Source organism: Mycobacterium noviomagense (genome assembly GCF_010731635.1).
In the GTDB taxonomy this organism is placed as follows: Bacteria; Actinomycetota; Actinomycetes; order Mycobacteriales; family Mycobacteriaceae; genus Mycobacterium; species Mycobacterium noviomagense.
Genome location: NZ_AP022583.1, coordinates 120069 through 137879, shown reverse-complemented (window position 1 = coordinate 137879; position 17811 = coordinate 120069). Strand labels below are relative to the sequence as shown.

The window sequence follows — 17811 nt, the reverse complement described above, 5'->3', positions numbered from 1 at the left end:
GGCATGACAGCGAATCCGGCAGCGGTCGGGCTACCCGACATGCAGCTGACCCCTGGGGCACCGTTCGGGGTCTATGTACATGTGCCGTTCTGCCTGACGCGCTGCGGGTACTGCGACTTCAACACCTACACCCCGGCCGAGTTGGGCGGGGTCAACCCGGACGCCTGGCTGGGAGTGCTGGGCTCGGAGCTGGAGTTGGCGGCCGCCCGGTTGGGCGGCCCGACGGCCGACACCGTGTTCCTGGGGGGCGGGACGCCGTCGCTGCTGGGCGCCGAGCGCTTGTGCGCAGTGCTCGACACGGTGCGGCAGCAGTTCGGGCTGGCAGCCGATGCCGAGGTCACGACCGAGGCCAACCCGGAATCCACCTCACCGGAGTTGTTCGCGGCGCTGCGCTCCGCGGGCTACACCCGGGTATCGCTGGGCATGCAGTCAGTGTCGCCGCGGGTGCTGGGCACGCTGGACCGGGTGCACTCGCCGGGACGCGCGGTGGCGGCGGCCGGCGAAGCGCTGGCCGCCGGCTTTGACCATGTCAGTCTCGACTTGATCTACGGAACGCCGGGCGAATCCGACGACGACCTGCGGCGTTCGGTGGACGCCGCGATCGACGCCGGCGTCGACCATGTGTCGGCTTACGCGCTCGTGGTCGAAGAGGGCACGGCGTTGGCGAGACGGGTCCGGCGCGGAGAGCTGGCCGCGCCCGACGACGACGTGCTGGCGCATCGCTATGAGATCGCCGATGAGCTGCTGCGGGCAGCCGGTTTCGATTGGTACGAGGTCTCCAACTGGAGCCGCCCCGGCGGGCAATGCCGGCACAACCTTGGCTACTGGGACGGCGGCCAGTGGTGGGGTGCTGGCCCGGGCGCCCACAGCTATGTCGGCAACACTCGGTGGTGGAATGTCAAGCATCCCAACACATATGCGGCGCTGCTGGCCGATGCAGCCCTGCCCGTGGCCGGTTTCGAGCAACTCGACGCCGACGCTTTGCACACCGAGGACGTGCTGCTGAAAATCCGACTGCGCCGAGGCTTGCCATTGGATCTGCTGGAAGCGGCGGAACGCGAGCGCGCCGCGGTCGCGATCGCCGACGGTTTGGTGGTGACGGAGGATGAGCGGCTGGTGCTCACCGACCGCGGCCGGTTGCTGGCCGACGCGGTGGTACGCGCGCTGCTGGATTAAACAGCTAAAACGGCGGCGGCTGGTTGCGTTCGGCGACGTGCGCGTCGTTGAGTGCGCGTTCGGCGTCGATGCGGTAGGCGCGGTCTTGCTCTCGCGTTCGGCGGCGCCTGGGCATCATGAGCCCGCGGTCGTCGCTCAGTTGCGTCGTTTGAGCACAAGGCAACTGGCCGGTGGGCAGGCATAAGGCGGGAAATAGCAGGCGACTTCCCGGGCGAGTGGTATACGTCTAACCAGTTGGAGAAGTCCAGACCACCGTGCCGTCGGCCCATTGCTCGTCGCGCCAGTCCCAAAAGTCTTGAGCAAGTGGTGTTTTCGGTATAAACACTTGGGTTCGTCAGGTGGCGGAAATCTACCCCCTCAAAAGAAGAGCGCGAACCAGAGGACGGGGTCCGACAGATCGGAGCAGTTCGCTAGCCGGGCGGGTACGCACCCGCAGCGGCCACCAGAACCAGCGTCCCAGCAGGGTAGCTATGGACGGCGTCATCAGCGAGCGCACGATCAAGGTGTCGACAAGCAGGCCCAAGCCAATGGTGGTGCCGCCTTGCTTGAGCGTGTGCAGCTCGTTGACTGCCAATGAGGCCATGGTAAAGGCGAACACCAAGCCGGCTGCGGTCACGACTCCACCGGTGCCGCCCATGGAGCGGATGATGCCGGTTTTGAGTCCTGCGCCGATCTCCTCTTTGAACCGTGAGACCAGTAACAGGTTGTAGTCCGATCCCACGGCCAGCAGGATGGTCACCGAGAACGGCAGCACGATCCAGTGCAATTCCAAGCCGAGGAGGTGCTGCCAGACCAGCACCGAGAGCCCGAAGCCCGTCGCCAGCGACAGCACCACTGTGCCGACGATCACGATCGACGCGACCAGCGCGCGGGTGATGACCAACATGACGATGAAGATGAGGATCAGTGCGGCGATGGCCTCGGTCATGACGTCGTATTTGGTGGATTCTTGGATATCTTTGAATGCTGCCGCGGTGCCGCCGAGGTACAACTTGGCGCTGGCCAACGGGGTTTCTTTCACGGCCTCGCGCGCGGCCTTGAGTTCTGCGTCGACATGTGAGATGCCCTCGGGGGTCGCGGGATCGACGTCGTGGGTGATGATCATGCGGGTGGATTTGCCGTCAGGGGAGACCAGCAGTCTCAGCCCTGTCTTGAAGTCTGGGCTGTCGAACACCTCCGGGGCGATATAGAAAAGACCGTCTATTTTAGCCTTGTCGAAATATTCCCCTATGAGTGTGCTGGTGTCGGTCATGCGATCCATCTGAGTTAGCAGGTCCGAAAAACTGCTGTAGAGGGTCAAAAATGTGGTCTGCATTGACTTTGCGACGTCGATCATCGGCGGTATCAACGTGAGCATCTCTTGCGACGCGTCAGCGCTTCTCTGGAGGTCTTTGGCTAGCTTGTGAAAATTCTCGGCGAGTTTATCGAAGCCGTCCAAAGCGTCGAAGATAGACCGCAGCGACCAACATATGGGGATGTCGAAACAGTGTTTTTCCCAGTAGAAGTAACTGCGGATCGGCCGCCAAAAATCGTCAAAATCTGCGATATGGTCCCGTATTTCGTCCGTAATGGCAGCAGTATCATTCGTCACCCGAGCGCTATCGCCAATGGACTCGGATAGTTCTTTTTGCACGTTGTACATGCGCTCTAACGTCGCAATCTGGACGCCGAGGTCATCGCGACTCAGCTTGAGAATATCGGCTAACCGGTCCTTCAGATACTGCAGGTTTTCCCGGATGGGGACCGGCTGCATGCCTATTGCAAACGGTATGGTGCCGTGCTCGATGTTGTATCCCAGCGGTCTGGTGATGCTTTGTACCCTGGCGATGCCGGGCACCCGGAAGATATTTGCTGCGATCCGGTCCAAGTCGAGCATGTCGACCGGATTGCGCAGGTCGTGATCGGCTTCGACCAGCAACAGGTCGGGATTCATTCTTGCGTGGGTGAAATGCTGTGTGGCAGCTCGGTCGCCGACGTTGGATATCAGGCCGGCGGGTATGTAGTAGCGGTCGTCGTAGTTGGTGTGGTACCCGGGCAGGGTCAGCCCGCCGACGATGGAGACCACCACAGCGCTGGCAAGGATCGGCGCGGGCCAGCGTACGATCGCGGCCGCTAGGCACCGCCACCTGCGGATGTTGATCGCTCGTTTGGGGTCGAGCAGGCCGAAGCGGCCGCCGATGGCGATAAGGGCCGGGACCAGTGTCAGCGAGGCCGCGATCACGACGACCAGCGCCACCGCGCATGGGATCGCTAGGGTGTTCAGATAGGGTAGCCGCACCAACCGCAGACACAGCATCGCCCCGGCGACAGTCAGCCCCGAGCCCAGGACAACGTGGGCAACCCCGCGATATGTGGTGTAAAACGCCGTCTCGCGATCCTGGCCGGCCTGGCGGGCTTCGTGATAGCGGCCGAGGAAAAATATCGCGTAATCTGTGCCGGCCGCGATCGCCAGCGACATGAGCAGGCTGACCGCGAAAGTGGTGAAGCCGATCAGGTGAAAACTACCGATGAATGCGACGACTCCCCGCGCCGCCGCTAATTCGACGAAGATCACGCCCAGCACAACCAGCACGGTCACGAACGAGCGATAGACAATGAGCAACATGAGCGTGGCCACGCCGATCGTTATCGCCGTCCGCTTCGCAAGTCCCCTGTCGCCGGCTTCGGTGATGTCGGTAGTCAGCGGTGCCTGACCTGTGACATACGCCTTGATCCCCGCCGGCGGATGTGAGCGCGCCACGATGCTCTCTACCGAGTGCACCGACTCGTCCGCTCTCGTCGAGCCTTGATCGCCGGCGAGATTGACCTGCACGTAGGCGGCCTTGCTGTCGGCGCTCTGTTCGCCCCCTGCCGTGACCAGTTCGCCCCAGTAGTTTTGCACTTTCTCGACATGGGTGGTGTCGCGCTCAAGCCGGCCCACCAAGCCGTCGTAATAGCGGCGCGCCTCGGCACCCAGGGGCTTGTCACCGACCAGCACCACCATCGCGACGCTGTCGGAGTCAAACTCGTGAAACACCTTGCCCATGCGCTTCATCGCGATCAGCGACGGAGCATCCTTGGGCAACAACCCCACGGAGTTTTCCCGTTCAACCACATCCAGCCGCGGCACGAAGACGGTGACGACGATGGTAAGAGCCAGCCAGCCCAAGAGAATCGGGACCGCAAGCCGCCGCAACGTCCGCGCGAGCCGCGACGGTTCTGTGCGATCGCCGTTCATGCGGCCTTGTCCAGGCAGAAAACTTGTGCGTTAAGGCTAGTAGCGGACTGCTGGTCTCGGACTACCCCGTTGACGACGATGCGGCAGCCGATTGTGTTGCTATTCCCCTGGGCCACCACGTTGGCGAACACCCCTGGCAGCGTCGTATTCACGGTGTACGACCAAGGCAGGGTAGTGAAATCTGCCCGCTGGGGTTGGGCGTTTTCGTCCAGATAGTTCACAACTCCCGCAGTATCCGCGGGACCGGTGACCTCATAGGTCACGTGCTTAACGTTGACCGGCACAATCTGTTCGACTGGGCCGGCTTCGGAAAAAGGGTGCGAGCCGAAGATCCCTTGCAACCGGTAAGCCACAAAACTCCCGACGGCCACAACTGCAGCGATCACCAGCGGAATCCAGAAGCGCTTGAGGGTGCCCAGCAACATCGGATCGTCCTTAGAAGGTCGCAGTTGCAGTTGCTTCGTGTTGCGTTGGCTGTGAGCCCGGTGGGTCGCCTCTGCAAGCGAGCCGCAAAAGGTGCTGCGACCACCTATGGTGGCGAAAGACTGTAGCTCGAAGGCAGAGCGGGCTTTACCTAGGAATTTGACAACCACGAAGACGCGCCGGCTAGCATCACGTCGTGACGACACTGGGAGAATTTCTTCGTGCGCGTCGCGAGGCGATCACACCCGGCCGGGAGTGCGACGGCGAGTTGCGGAGACGGCGGCGCACCCCTGGATTGCGCCGTGAGGAGGTGGCTGCGAGGGCCGGGATCAGTGCCGACTATTACGCGCGGTTGGAGCAAGGACGAGAAAACCACCCGTCACCGCAGGTATTAGGCGCCTTGGTGAGGGCGCTCGGCTTGTCTCCCGACGAGGCGGCATATTTGCATGACCTCGCGGTCCCGCAACACCGCTGGCGGTGGAAGCCCGGTTCGCAGCAGAACCCAGGTGAGTATCTGCTTCTACTGATGCAGGCCTGGACACTCGGTCCGGCGTACATTGTCAATCGGCGCTGCGATGTGTTAGCCGAAAACCCGCAAGCGTCGTTGCTCTTCCAGCAATTCAAGATCACCGGAAATATCCTGCGCCTACTATTCCTGGATCCGGAAGCGAAAACCCTCTGGATGAATTGGGAATCATACGCGAAAACGGCCATCGCCACCGTGCACCGCATCCTGGGTGCTGATATTGAGCAGCAAGATATGGCCGAGATCATCGTTGAACTTTCCGAAAAGAGCAGCGAGTTCGTCGGGATGTGGAAAAGTCACGATGTCGGTATCTCCGGCGGTAAAGTCAAGCAGCTCCGGCATAGAGATTTAGGTGAGATTGAGTTTGACTATGAGCTGCTTTCTGCTGCGAGTGCGCCAGGACAATTTCTTGTAATTCACAGGAGCAGGAAAAACGGCTCTTTCTTTTCGATCGGGCAATCAGCGTGAAGGCGGACCAATCCGATTCCGCACCTTGGCGAAGCTTTTTGCCGGGCTGGCAGTCTCCAGGCGGACACGCTCATCGACTCGGCGCGCGGGTAAAACGAGCGACGCTAATCGGGCGCGTCGACACGCGCGGGCGGTCCGGCTGCTGATCAGTGCAATCTGTGAATCAAGGCCCGACTGTGGATAACGCCTTTCGGGCCGTGCCGTCAGGTGACCGGGAAGTGTTGGGTGATGACCCGCGCGATCTCGATGTAGAGCGGGATTCCGATTGTGACGTTGTAGGAGAACGTCAAGCCCAGTGACGCGGCCAGCGGCAGGGTCGGGCTGGCCTCCGGGATCGCCAATCGCTGCACGGCGGGCACAGCAATGTACGAGGCGGCGGCGCAGAGCACAGCGAACAAGATGTAGGTGCCCGGCTTGAAGTGGAAATGCGTCAGGTGGGCGTAGGTGTGGGCCGTGATAATCCCCAGCGTTGCAAACAGGTTGGGCGCCAACAGACCAAACGCGATGAAACCCGGGCCGGCGGTCTTGAGGTCCTTCAATCGCCGCGACGCCGTCATCCCCATCTCCAGCAGGAACAAACACAACACGCCTTGGAAAGCGGTCACGAAGACACTGTCGTCGTCGTGCACCACCTTGGCTCCCTGCAGCCGGCTGACCAACCCGATGACGATGCCGCCGAACAGCAGATACAGGCCCGGATTGAGCAAGACCTCCCTCAGCAGCTTCACAGTGGCGAGGCTCTGCTTCTGGCCGTTGTCGGGATGCTCTCGCTGTTCCAATGAGAGCTCCAGCTCCTGCTCGATCGCTCGCTCGCGTTCGGTGTCCAGGCTTTGCCCCGCACTCGGCTGAGTGGCCGCACCCGGCCCCACCTTCGCCAGCTGGTAGCCCGGCTCGTCCGGCATGGTGCCCGCGGCGTCCATTCCCCGGTGCCGCAACCGCGCCGCAAGGTAGAGAGCTACCAGGCAGCCGGGCATCTCCATGACGGCCAGCATCACCGGCATGAAACCGTTGAACGTCAGTCCCACAGTGGCGAGCACACCCACACAGGTGGCGAAGGTGCCCGCCGAGTCCGAGCCGTAATAGCCGGCGACGGTGGCTTTGTCGATCCGCCGCATCTTCGTCATGCGGGTTAGCAGCAGATAGGCGATGAAGCCGATGACGAAGTTCAAGAGGAAGCCCAAGACGATGAACCCGACGATGTTGCCGATGCTCGAGGCGTGGATCGTCGCGAGCTCTTCGCCTCCGTGCCAGCCGATGGCCAGCAGCAGGTACATCGTCAGGCCCTGATAGATCACGTAGGGGAATTCGAATTCCACCTTCAGCAGGGGGATCAGGAACCCGAGATAAAAGAACAGCAGCAGCGGCTTGAAAAGGTTGTGAGTGAAGTTCTGCCAGAACTCCAGGAGCATGGGGCTCTCCCTTACTACTTAGCGCCGCTGTGCTGACTCTCGTGACCACCCGTGCGTCGACGCCGCGGTGGACAACCCCGCAAACATAGCGATGTCGAAGCCGGATGGCGAGCCGCATTCCCGGCTTGCCGCTGGTTTGGCAGGCAACCTCAAGGTTCGATGGCGAACGGGCACGGCGCGGCGGTAAGGGGTTAACGCAGCGTCAGCGCGACGACGAAACGAGCGAGGGCTTGGTACCGACGGCACCCCTGATGCGGTGCGTCACCGATCCCCATACCGACGGCGAGTAGTGGGTTGTGACTTCGTCGAATCCGTCCGCGCGGGAGACGGTCAGTACACCGGTTTCCTGGTTGAGCATGAGCTGGTCGCCCTCGGTTGCGTGGATCTCTTCGCCGTCAAGGAGCCGGATGATGAACACGATGTGTGCCCCTCTCTCTCGGTCGGTAGTTCGATTCGCCCCGGTCGAGCGGTAGCTTCACGGCTCACTGATCTTTCGCCGGAGGCTCGCTCGACCGATGCTGCTGTCCTTTCGCAGAAGCGCAAGCCGAGATGATCTTACGGAGCGATACGGTCCGCGGCCATGCCGTGATTCGCCACGTCATCGGTCGTTTGCCAAAGGTTCATATAGGTTCACATATCAGCAGCATTGAGGGGTCCCGCGGTCTGTGCCTCAGACGTCGCTCCAGCTGGAGCGTGCATTTATGAGAGACCACCCCTTGCCGTGGATAGGTTAGGCTACATTTACTAATCGTGACCGAGGTCGGTGTCCAGACAAGTACCGCGCACGCCGCGTCCGAGTCCATCCGGTTGCCCCGCGACACCGACCCGGCCGATCTGGCGGCCGAGGTGGCAGCGGTGCTGCCGGAGCGCGACGGCGACGATTACCTGCTCTACGAACACGACGGGCAATGGGTCTTGGCGTGCGGTGTGCAGGCCGTAGTCGAGCTGGACTGCCACGAGCTGCGTGTCGTGCGCGACGGTGTCGTTCAGCGCCAGCCGTGGTCTGGCCAGCCTGGGCGGGTACTCGGTGAGGCGATCGACCGGCTGCTGCTGGAAACCCAACACGCTTTCGGCTGGATCGCGTTCGAATTCGGTGCTTACCGCTTCGGGCTGCAGGATCGTTTGGCGCCGAATACTCCGCTGGCCCGAGTCTTTTGGCCGCGAAACCGCATCGTCATCAGCGGCGACATGATCGACTTGTCCGGCGCCGAAGAGCGCCACCGCGAGGCGGTGCGTCGGCTGCTGAACGACGGCGTGCCCGGCATACCCACGGCGTCCCCGGTCGAGGTGGCCGCCGACGCCGCCGGCTACCGTCGCCGGGTAGCAGCCGCCATCGGTGAGATCGTTACGGGCCGCTATCACAAGGTGATCCTGTCGCGTCGGGTTGACGTGCCATTTGAGCTCGACTTTCCGTCGACCTACCGCTTGGGCCGCAGACACAACACCCCCGCGCGCTCGTTCCTGTTGCGGCTAGGCGGATTTCGTGCGCTTGGCTACAGCCCGGAGCTCGTTGCGGGGGTGCACCGCGACGGCATGGTGGTCACCGAGCCGCTGGCGGGGACACGGGCGCTGGGCCGCGGGCCGCTGCGCGACCAGCAAGCCCGCGACGACCTGGAGTCAAACGCCAAAGAGATTGCCGAGCACGCGATCTCGGTGCGCGGCTCGCTGCGAGAGATCACCGAGATCGCCGAGCCGGGCAGCGCGGCGATCACCGATTTCATGACGGTTCGCGAACGGGGCAGTGTGCAGCACCTGGGGTCGACTGTCAGCGCGCGCCTCGACGCGTCCAAAGACCGGATGGATGCCCTAGAGGCGCTGTTTCCGGCGGTGACCGCGTCAGGCATCCCGAAAGCCGCCGGGGTGGACGCTATTCTGCGTCTCGACGACAGCCCGCGCGGATTGTATTCCGGTGCAGTGGTGATGTTGTCGGCCGACGGCGGCTTGGATGCCGCGCTGACGCTGCGTGCTGCCTTCGAGCACGATGGGCAGGCTTGGCTGCGGGCGGGCGCCGGCATCATCGGCGCGTCGGACCCAGACCGGGAATTCGAGGAGACCTGCGAGAAGCTGAACACGCTGACCCCGTATCTCGTTGCGCGTCGCCGCTAGTCTCAGTTCGCTTCAGCCTCAGGCGAATTCGCCATGTAATCCGCGAGAATGCGGCTGACCAGCGACTCGATGGTGGATTCGATCGACGACGCGAGGGTGGCGGCGACCGACGTGACGGCCTGGGTACGGAAGCGCACCAGCATCGTGATCAACTCGGCGATTTCGGTGTCGGGAGGCAGCGGCTCGCCGGGCTTGATGCGGCTGGCGACGTGCTCGGCGCCGGCGCGCACCAGCATCTCGCTGATCTGGTCGACCAGCGGAACGATCTGCTCATGCAGGTCGACCAGCGTGTCGATGCTCACGCCGTAGCCGCGGATCTCGTTGAACGCCTTGATCAATTTGGGCCGCACGACTGTGGCTTGCGAACCGTCGAGTCGGATCAAGCCAAGCTTCACCAGCCGGTCGAACGCTTCGACGTCGTCGACGAGGCGCTGAGCATCGGCGAGCGGCATGGTCTCAGGCTTCTCGGTGGCCCACGTCCCCACGATCGCAGACTCCAAGCCGAGCACGTCGGCGAGGTCCTTGCCTTCCTCCCACGCGTTGAGCATTTCTCGCACGTGCGCGATGTTGTATCCGCGGTCGAGCATCGAGGTGATCAGCCGCAACCGGGTCAAATGGGTGTCGTTGAACAGCGCGATCCGCCCTACCCGCAGCGGTGGGTGCAGCAGGCCGCGGTCGCGGTACACCCGGATGTTGCGGGTGGTGGTGCCCGCCAGCCGGGCCAGCTCCTCGATCCGGTATTCGCCGGTGCCGGCTGCGCCATGGGGATGGTGAGCCGCCGCGTCGAACAGCTGCGACACCGCGGTTTCGATGAATTCGCGGGACTGCCGCCGAACCCGCCGAGGCGTTCGCCGCAGGTTGGCCAGCACCCCGGCGATCGTGCCGGTTTCTGCCCGCGGCGGTCGGTCGGCAGCCATCGCGGATCAGGCCGATGAGCTGACGCGGACGTCGGAGGGTTGGGCGACCGCGTCGTAGTCGGCGAACCGGAAATCGCGCATCTGTCGAAGATACTGGGTGGCGAACCCCGGGTACATCGAGGCGTTGAAGCCGTCCTTGGTCAGATACCAACTGCTGCACCCGGTCATCCACGTCGTCTTGGCGAGCCGCTGCTGGATGCGCTGGTTGTGCCGCCGCTGCACGTCTGCTTGCACGTCGAGATAGCGCAGGTTGTTGTCGAGAATCGTCGTGATGCCGCGCACCGCGTAGTCGAGCTGTCCTTCGATGTACACCAGCAGCGAATTGTGTCCGGGCCCTGAGTTGGGTCCGGTCATGACGAACAGGTTCGGGTAGCCGTGCACGTTGATGCTCTTGTAGGCCTGTGCGCCATCGACCCATTCGGCGTTGAGCGAGCGACCACCCAGCCCGGTGACCGGGAACGGCGGGCCGGTCAGGTGCACGTCGTAGCCGGTGGCGAACACAATGCAGTCGAGGTGATGTTCGACGCCATCGCTGGTGCGGATGCCGACCGGGCTCAGCGTCGCGATCGGCCAGTCGATGAGCTTGCAGTTGTCGCGTTGCAGCGCAGGGTAGTAGTCGCTTGAGACGAGCATGCGTTTACAGCCGGGAACGAAGTCCGGGGTCAGCTGCCGGCGCAGCCAGGGGTCTTTGACTGCCACTCGCAGATGCGCCTTGCCGAGCCGCGCCACCAGCGACGTCAGCGGCGTATTCCACACCAGCGCGGTGGCACTGGCCTCATGACCCCAGTACAGTGCCTGCCGCGCAAGTTGTTGAGCCGCAGGCACTTTGGCGAACAACTCCTGCACGGGCCGGGGAGTGGGGACGTCGAGTCGGGGCAGCACCCAGCCGGGGGTGCGCTGGAACACTTTGACGAACTCGGCCTGCTTGACCAGTTCCGGGACGATCTGGATAGCGCTGGCGCCGGTACCGATGACACCGACCCGCTTGCCGGTGAAGTCGTAGTCATGGTCCCAGTGGGCGCTGTGAATCTTCTTGCCCCGATAGGAGTCGATGCCGCGGATGTTGGGGAAGCTGGCGTCCGAAAGCGGCCCAGACGCCAACACGACGGTGCGGGCCTGGAATCGCTTGCGGCCCTTCGTAGTGGCCGTCCACAGGCCGGTGTTCTGGTCGAACGAGAGCGCGCTAACCTCGTGGTTGAAGCGGATGCGCCGGTAAAGGTCGAACTCGGTGGCGAGGTCCTCGATGTGGCGACAGATCTCCGCGCCGGACGGGTAGGTGCGCGACCAACGCGGGTTGTTGGCGAACGAGAACGAGTACAGCAGTGTCGGGATGTCGCAGGAGATACCGGGATAGGTGGTGTCGCGCCAGGTTCCGCCGACCCGATCACTGCGCTCGAGGATGACGAAGTCGTCGACACCGGCTTCTGCCAGTTTGAGCGCCGCACCGAGCCCGGTGAAGCCGGCACCGACGATCAATGTCGCGTGGATGTGGTTGCGCGCCATCGTCATGCCGCCGGCTCGTAGGTGAGCTCCTTGAACCAGCTCGGCACCGGCTTGAGCAACGGTTTGGGATAGAAGTCCGACAGCCACACCATGGAATTAGCCAGCAAGTGATACGGGTGGCGCGGGTTGACCACCATCGCGGCGTGCCGCTTGAGCACCTGGTACGTCGGTACCCGCCACGTGAAGTCGCCGCGCTCGCCGAGCTGCTTGAACCGCTTGACCGCGTTATAGAGCCGCTCAGGCTCCATCCCCATGTCGGCCAGTTCGTTGCGCACCCGGTTGAGGAGCGGCAGATACATCAGCGTGCCGATGATCAATCCAGGTGAAGCGACGGTGCCGACCAACTCGATGGCCAGCTTGCGCGCCTTGGCGTGGCCGATCATGTTGAGCACTTCGAAATCCACGGCCAGATGCCGGGATTCGTCGTTGTTGATCTTCTCGAACACTTTGTGACACACCGGGTCGTCAACCTCGTCGAGCAGGAATTTCAGCAGCGCGCCGTCCAACGCCACCTCCAGCATCGGGATGACGCTGCCCAGGATCGACAGCGACATGCCGTCGGCGTACGTGTCGAGCCACTGCATGGCCAGCCTGATGTTGACATTGGGTTCGGGCATCTCGCCGTCGTCGAGCATCCCCCAACGCTTCATCAGCGCCAGTTCGGCGTTGGCGTGGCGCTGCTCCTCGGCGTGGAAATAGCGGTAGATCTCGGCGATGGTCGGTGTGGGGGCCTTCTTCGCCAACGCCGCGAACCCGCGGGCGCCGATGTTCTCGATCCAGCACAGGTCGGCCATGAACGCCTTCAGCTTCGGCCGGAAGTCGTCGCTGATCGTCTCGGCGCCCGGGGCGTCCCAGTCGATGTCGGCCAGCGCCCACTGCCGGTCCTTGATCTTGGCAAGCATGGCGTCCATGTCGATAGTCATGTGCGCAACTCCTTACTTGTTCCGTCCCAATGCGGGCCGACCCGAGACGCCAGGCCAACCGCACGGGTGTAAGCCGCCGGCGCCAAGCGTTTGGCGTTCCAGCCGATCTTGGCCTCGAGTTGCGGCATGCAATACAGGTCGCCGCGGTCGTTGGTATCCAGGCACGTCCGGGCAACTTTGGCGGCCGAAACACCGGTCCAGCGCATGAGTTTCGCCGCGAATTCGGTTGATTCGGCTGTGATGCGTCCGGATTGGACGATGTTGGTCTTGACGAACGTCGGACACAGCACCGTGACGTGGATGCCGGTGCCGGACAGTTCGGCGGCCAGCGTCTCGGAGAGCGAGAGCACGCCCGCCTTGCTGACGTTGTAGGCGGCCATGCCGGGCGCGGCGCCGAACGCAGCGGCGGAGGCGACGTTGATGATGCCGCGCGGGACGGTGGACGGTTCGGCTGTGCGCAGGATCGGGGTGAAGACATGGCAGCCGTGTATGGGTCCCCACAGGTTCACGCCCAGTGTCCAGTGCCAATCATCGAGGGATACTTCGCCGATGGGCGTTCCGCCGGCGCCGACACCGGCGTTGTTGATCAGCAATGTGGGCGCGCCGTCGAACCATGATTCGGACTTGGCGGCCAGTTCGCGGACATCGTCGAACTGCGACACGTCACAGTGGATCGCGGTCGCCCGGCCGCCGTGGTCGGTGATCGTGTCGGCCGTTTTTCGGGCAGCGACCTCGTCGATGTCGCTGCACACCACCGCACCGCCACGGCGGGCGAGTTCGACGGCGAATGCCGCGCCGATTCCGCTCCCGGCACCGGTCACCACCGCCGATGCCCGGTGGCTTGGCTTCTTCTTGTTGAACAGCCCCAGCATCTCTAGCCTGCCTTCCCGGCGTGGACCACATTGGCCGCCAACGCATTAGCCATAAACCGGGCTGCGTACGCCATCGCCTTGGCGGCTTCCGGAGACAGGCGCGGCAGGGCCTGGAAGACGTGCACCTGGTTCGGCCACACTTGCAATTCGCAGTCGCCGCCGGCCGCGCGGATATCCTCGGCAAGGCTGCGCGCATCCTCGACCAGCATCTCGGCCCCGCCGGCTTGGATCAACGTCGGTGGCAGGGCAGGCCCGCCGGCCACATCGAGCTTCAGCCGCGGATGGGCAGGATCGAGTCCGCGGCTGTAGAGCCCAACCAGTCGTGCGGCATCGGCTGCCCGGATTGCCGGATCGGTGCGGCGTTGTTCGACCTTGGCGGCGAGGCTGAAGGTCAGGTCGACCAGCGGCGAGAACAGCACCAGCGCTGCAGGGTGCGCCGCGGCGACGTCTGGCTGCAGCAGAAGGTCGACCGCCAAATGCCCACCAGCCGAATCACCCGCGAGCACAATACTTTCCGGTGCCACGCCGCAGCTCGTCACCAGCCAATCCCAGCCCGCGCGCACGTCGTCGGCGGCAGTGGGGAAGCGGTAGCGGGGCGCCAGCCGGTAATCGATGCAAAACACCGACAGGCCGGTCAGCCGCGACAGCCACGCTGTCAACCGCCGGTGAGTGCGTGGCGAACACAGCGCAAAGCCGCTGCCGTGCAGGAAATAGACCACACTGTGGGCGTTCTCCACACCGGCCCCGCGCACCCATTCGCCGACGACTCGGCGGCCGTCGGGAAGCACGCAGTCGACCGGTTCGACGCTCGCGCCCGCCAATGACGGTCCGAAGACGTCCATGATCGTGGCGACGATCTGCCGTGAGGCCCATAGGCCCCAAGCCCTTTCAGGTGGGAGGATCGCGCTGATCTGTCGCAGGGTCAGCGCGCTGACCGCCGCCGCTGCGCGTGATCGCAGTGAGCCGCGTGCGGGAATCCCGTCGCCCATGCAACAGAGTCAATCGCAAATGGTGACATTAGTCAATGGCAATATCGGTGCGGCCCTCAACCTGAGGTCAACAGGCATGTGCGGAGCTTTTCATTTCTGGTTCGCACCCTTGTGCAGCGTCCTACGCTTTTTGCCATGAGGCGTATGTCAAGTGTCGATGCCGCATTCTGGTTCGCCGAAACACCGGGCTGGCACATGCATGTCGGCGCCTTGGTGATCTGCGATCCCGCGAAGGCCCCGAACTTCCGCTTCCACGCGCTGCGTGACCTTCTCGCCGCCCGGATCGGCGAGCTGCCGCAGCTGCGCTACCGCGTCGTCGGCGTCCCGCTGGGGCTCGACCGGCCGTATTTTGTGGAAGACAAGGAACCCGATCTCGAGTTTCACATGCGGCGCATCGCGGTACCCGCACCGGGAGGGCGCGCCGAGCTCGACGAACTTGTCGGGCATCTGATGTCCTACAAGCTCGACCGTTCGAAACCGTTGTGGGAGATGTGGTTCATCGAAGGGGTCGAGCACGGCCGAGTGGCCATCTTGACCAAAATGCACCACGCGCTGATCGACGGCGTGTCCGGTGCCGGGCTGAGCGAGATCATGCTTGATGTCACTCCGGAACCTCGAGGGCCCAATGAGCACGCCGCGCGAACACTCGGCGACAAAGGGCCGCCCGGCCTGGAACGCCAACTGATCGGCGCGATGTTCAACGTCGCAGTGATGACGCCGTACCGGATGATGCGACTGACCGAGCAGCTGCTGCGCCAACAACTCGCCGCGCGCAGCATCTCCAACAAGCCGCCGCGGTACTTCTCGGCGCCGAAGACCCGCTTCAATGCGCCGATCTCGCCGCATCGGCGCATTGCCAGCAGCCGGGTGGAGCTGGATCGGATCAAGGTGATCAAAGACGCGTTCGCCGTCAAGATCAACGACGTGGTGCTGGCGATAGTGGCGGGGCGCTGCGCAGCTACCTCGAAGACCGTGGCGAGTTGCCCGACCATCCGCTGATCGCGCAAGTGCCGGTGTCGACCCACAACGACAAGAAGGATGTGGCCAATCAGCTCAGCTCGATGACCGTCAGCCTGGCCACCGACGTCGCCGACCCGGCCGAGCGGTTGGAAGCCATCTACCGCTGTACGCAGGGCGCCAAGGCGATGAGGAAAGCACTGACGGCGCACCAGATCATGGGGCTGACCGAAACGACGCCGCCGGGGCTGCTCACGCTGGCCGCGCGTGCGTACACGATCAGCCGACTGGGCGCGAACGTCGCGCCGATCAACGTGGTGGTGTCCAACGTGCCCGGTCCCGACCGCCCGCTCTACGCCGTCGGAGCCGTGGTCGAGCGGTTCATGCCGATCGGTCCGTTGGTGATGGACGTCGGGCTGAACATCACCTGTTTCAGCTATCGCAACTGGATGGACTTCGGCTTCGTCACCACACCCGAAATCGCCCACGACGTCGTCGACTTGGCCGACGCCGTCGAGCCGGCGTTACAGGAACTGGAAAAGGCGGCGGCGCCAGGCAGCTCTTAGGGCGCGCTCCCGTGATCGGCTGAGGCCAACCGGCTGATCGCCACCTTGTCCACCTTCCCCACCGCTGTGGTGGGCAACGTGGTCAGCGGGATCACGATGTCGGGGCGCGCGTGCGTGGCAACTCCGCGCGTATCGAGGTAGTGGTTCAACTCGGTCAGCGACAATGGTGCGCCTGTGAAAACTACTGCAGCGCAGATTTTTTCGCCGAGGTAGCGGTCGGGTAGGGGCACGGCCGCGGCCGACGTGATTGCGGGATGGGTGAGCAGGTGCTCTTCGACGTCCTGGGCGGCCACGGTTTCGCCGCCGCGGTGGATGACGTCTTTGACTCGGCCGGTGACTTGCAGGCAGCCGTTGGCCAAGCGGCGCACTACGTCGCCGGTGCGGTAGAAGCCGTCGCGGTCGAAGCTGCGCTGGTTTTCACGCTCGGCGCGGAAGTAGCCGTTGAGCGTGTACGGGCCCCGTACCAATAATTCGCCTTCGGCGCCGGGTGATACCGGATCGCCGGCGTCGTCGACGATGCGCAGTTCGTCGTCGTCGCACAGCGGCCGTCCCTGGGTGTGGTCGAGAAGGTCAGGCGGGTCGTCGAGCCGGGTGTAGCTGAGCAGTCCCTCCGCCATCCCGTACACCTGCTGTAGACCCGGGGTCAGCGTTTCGCGTATGCGGCGGGCATCTGCTGCCTCCAGCTTGGATCCGCCAACTTGCAAGAGCCGCAACGTTTTCGGGGGCAGCGGCTCCCATTCGCAGGCGTATGCCCACAGGGTGGCGAGTGCCGGCACCAACGCGGTGACGGTGACGCTGTGGCGCGCGATGGCGGCGAAGGCCGATTCGGGGCTGGGATCGGTGGTGAACACGGTGGTGGCACCGACGGTCATCGCGCCGAGCAACCCGGGGCAGGCCAGCGGGAAGTTGTGCGCCGCCGGCAACGCCGCCAGATAGATGTCGTCGCCGGTTAGCCGGCACACTTCGGCGCTGGCCGCGGCGTTGTAGACGTAGTCGTCATGGGTGCGGGGAATGAGCTTGGGCAGCCCGGTCGTGCCGCCGGAAACCAGCAGTAATGCCGGCGACCCGGTATCGACCGCGACCGGAGGACGCGGCGCGGAGGTGGCACATACCTGCGCCCACGACGCGAACGGCCCAGGGTCGCCGTCGACGACGACATGCTGCAGCGCGGGATGATCACCCGCTATTACCCGGGCCATCGCGCGGTAGTCGAACCCGGCTGCCACGTCGGTGATAAGCAGTGCCCGGGCGTCGCTGACGGCGGCGAAGTGCCCTACCTCGGCGGCGCGGTGCCCCGGCAAGCACATCACGGGGATCGCTCCTGCGCGCAACAGGCCGTATAAGGCCACCGCGAACTCACAGGTATTCGGTAACTGCAGCAGAACCCGGTCGCCGGGCGCGATGCCGAGCGCCGCCAGTCCCGCGGCTGCGCAATCGGCCCGCGCGTCCAGCTCGGCGTAGGTCAGGCATTGGCCGCGTCCGTGGTCGTCGGCGTCAAGCACCGCCGGACGATCGGGCCAGCGCTGGGCGGCATCGGTCAGGATCGAATCGACGGGTCGCCCCAGCCAATAACCGGCTGCCCGGTATCGCGCTGCCCGGTCGACGGGAAACGGCACAAACCCTGGCGGGGCTGCCGTCGGCATCTGCTGCACCAGCCTCCTTTGATCCCTCCATGGCCAAGATTAGGGTAACCAACCCAAATTAGGGCAGCCTGTGCTAACTAGTAGGGTTAACGCGAAAATCGGCGATGCCCCAGGCG

13 protein-coding genes and 1 pseudogene are annotated in these 17811 nt (G+C 64.0%); 4 read left to right on the top strand and 10 right to left on the bottom strand.

Annotated elements, in window-relative coordinates:
• Positions 1 to 3: 3 nt before the first annotated feature.
• Positions 4 to 1176: a radical SAM family heme chaperone HemW gene (gene hemW, locus G6N15_RS00450; protein WP_083084459.1), complete on the top strand. Its 1173-nt coding sequence runs from the start codon at positions 4 to 6 to the stop codon at positions 1174 to 1176.
• A gap of 349 nt (positions 1177 to 1525) precedes the next feature.
• Here hemW and G6N15_RS00440 read toward each other — a convergent pair whose 3' ends face one another.
• Together G6N15_RS00440 and G6N15_RS00435 are read right to left on the bottom strand one after the other, a co-directional pair.
• Complete coding sequence (locus G6N15_RS00440; protein WP_083084462.1) at positions 1526 to 4393, bottom strand: MMPL/RND family transporter; 2868 nt, start codon at positions 4391 to 4393, stop codon at positions 1526 to 1528.
• Positions 4390 to 4818, bottom strand: coding sequence for an MmpS family transport accessory protein (locus tag G6N15_RS00435; protein ID WP_083084464.1), 429 nt, complete (start codon positions 4816 to 4818; stop codon positions 4390 to 4392). The genes G6N15_RS00440 and G6N15_RS00435 overlap by 4 nt, the downstream gene beginning before the upstream one ends.
• A 194-nt stretch (positions 4819 to 5012) precedes the next feature.
• On the opposite strand from G6N15_RS00435, the gene G6N15_RS00430 reads away from it, so the two are divergent.
• Positions 5013 to 5810, top strand: coding sequence for a helix-turn-helix transcriptional regulator (locus G6N15_RS00430; RefSeq protein ID WP_083084467.1), 798 nt, complete (start codon positions 5013 to 5015; stop codon positions 5808 to 5810).
• 203 nt (positions 5811 to 6013) lie between these two features.
• Here the strand turns inward: G6N15_RS00430 and G6N15_RS00425 are convergent, their stop codons facing one another.
• On the bottom strand, positions 6014 to 7219 hold the full coding sequence (locus G6N15_RS00425) for a sodium-dependent bicarbonate transport family permease (RefSeq protein WP_083084470.1): 1206 nt from the start codon (positions 7217 to 7219) through the stop codon (positions 6014 to 6016).
• 202 nt (positions 7220 to 7421) lie between these two features.
• The gene (locus tag G6N15_RS00420) at positions 7422 to 7637 is read right to left on the bottom strand and encodes a hypothetical protein (RefSeq protein ID WP_083084472.1); all 216 of its coding nucleotides are present in this window, start codon (positions 7635 to 7637) and stop codon (positions 7422 to 7424) included.
• A gap of 332 nt (positions 7638 to 7969) precedes the next feature.
• Between G6N15_RS00420 and G6N15_RS00415 the strand changes: the two genes are divergently transcribed.
• Positions 7970 to 9325: a salicylate synthase gene (locus G6N15_RS00415; protein WP_083084475.1), complete on the top strand. Its 1356-nt coding sequence runs from the start codon at positions 7970 to 7972 to the stop codon at positions 9323 to 9325.
• A 2-nt stretch (positions 9326 to 9327) separates the two neighbouring features.
• On the opposite strand, the gene G6N15_RS00410 is transcribed toward G6N15_RS00415, so the two are convergent.
• Genes G6N15_RS00410 through G6N15_RS00390 form a run of 5 tightly spaced genes read right to left on the bottom strand, consistent with a single transcriptional unit; the run spans position 9328 to position 14529 of the window.
• Complete coding sequence (locus G6N15_RS00410; RefSeq protein WP_083084477.1) at positions 9328 to 10242, bottom strand: MerR family transcriptional regulator; 915 nt, start codon at positions 10240 to 10242, stop codon at positions 9328 to 9330.
• A gap of 6 nt (positions 10243 to 10248) precedes the next feature.
• Entirely contained in the window at positions 10249 to 11751 is a 1503-nt protein-coding gene (locus G6N15_RS00405; RefSeq protein ID WP_083084479.1) for a flavin-containing monooxygenase, read from the bottom strand.
• Entirely contained in the window at positions 11748 to 12668 is a 921-nt protein-coding gene (locus tag G6N15_RS00400; RefSeq protein WP_083084481.1) for a reductase, read from the bottom strand. Before G6N15_RS00400 ends, G6N15_RS00405 begins: the two co-directional genes overlap by 4 nt.
• Positions 12665 to 13540: an SDR family NAD(P)-dependent oxidoreductase gene (locus G6N15_RS00395; RefSeq protein ID WP_083084483.1), complete on the bottom strand. Its 876-nt coding sequence runs from the start codon at positions 13538 to 13540 to the stop codon at positions 12665 to 12667. The genes G6N15_RS00400 and G6N15_RS00395 overlap by 4 nt, the downstream gene beginning before the upstream one ends.
• Before the next feature lie 2 nt (positions 13541 to 13542).
• A complete protein-coding gene (locus G6N15_RS00390) occupies positions 13543 to 14529 on the bottom strand; it encodes an alpha/beta hydrolase (protein ID WP_083084485.1) in 987 nt (328 codons plus the stop codon).
• A 135-nt stretch (positions 14530 to 14664) separates the two neighbouring features.
• On the opposite strand from G6N15_RS00390, the pseudogene G6N15_RS00385 reads away from it, so the two are divergent.
• Positions 14665 to 16052: pseudogene (locus G6N15_RS00385) on the top strand (WS/DGAT/MGAT family O-acyltransferase).
• On the opposite strand, the gene G6N15_RS00380 reads toward G6N15_RS00385, so the two are convergent.
• On the bottom strand, positions 16049 to 17695 hold the full coding sequence (locus G6N15_RS00380; protein ID WP_083084623.1) for a (2,3-dihydroxybenzoyl)adenylate synthase: 1647 nt from the start codon (positions 17693 to 17695) through the stop codon (positions 16049 to 16051). The pseudogene G6N15_RS00385 and the gene G6N15_RS00380 sit on opposite strands and share 4 nt — an antisense overlap.
• Positions 17696 to 17811: the final 116 nt, after the last annotated feature.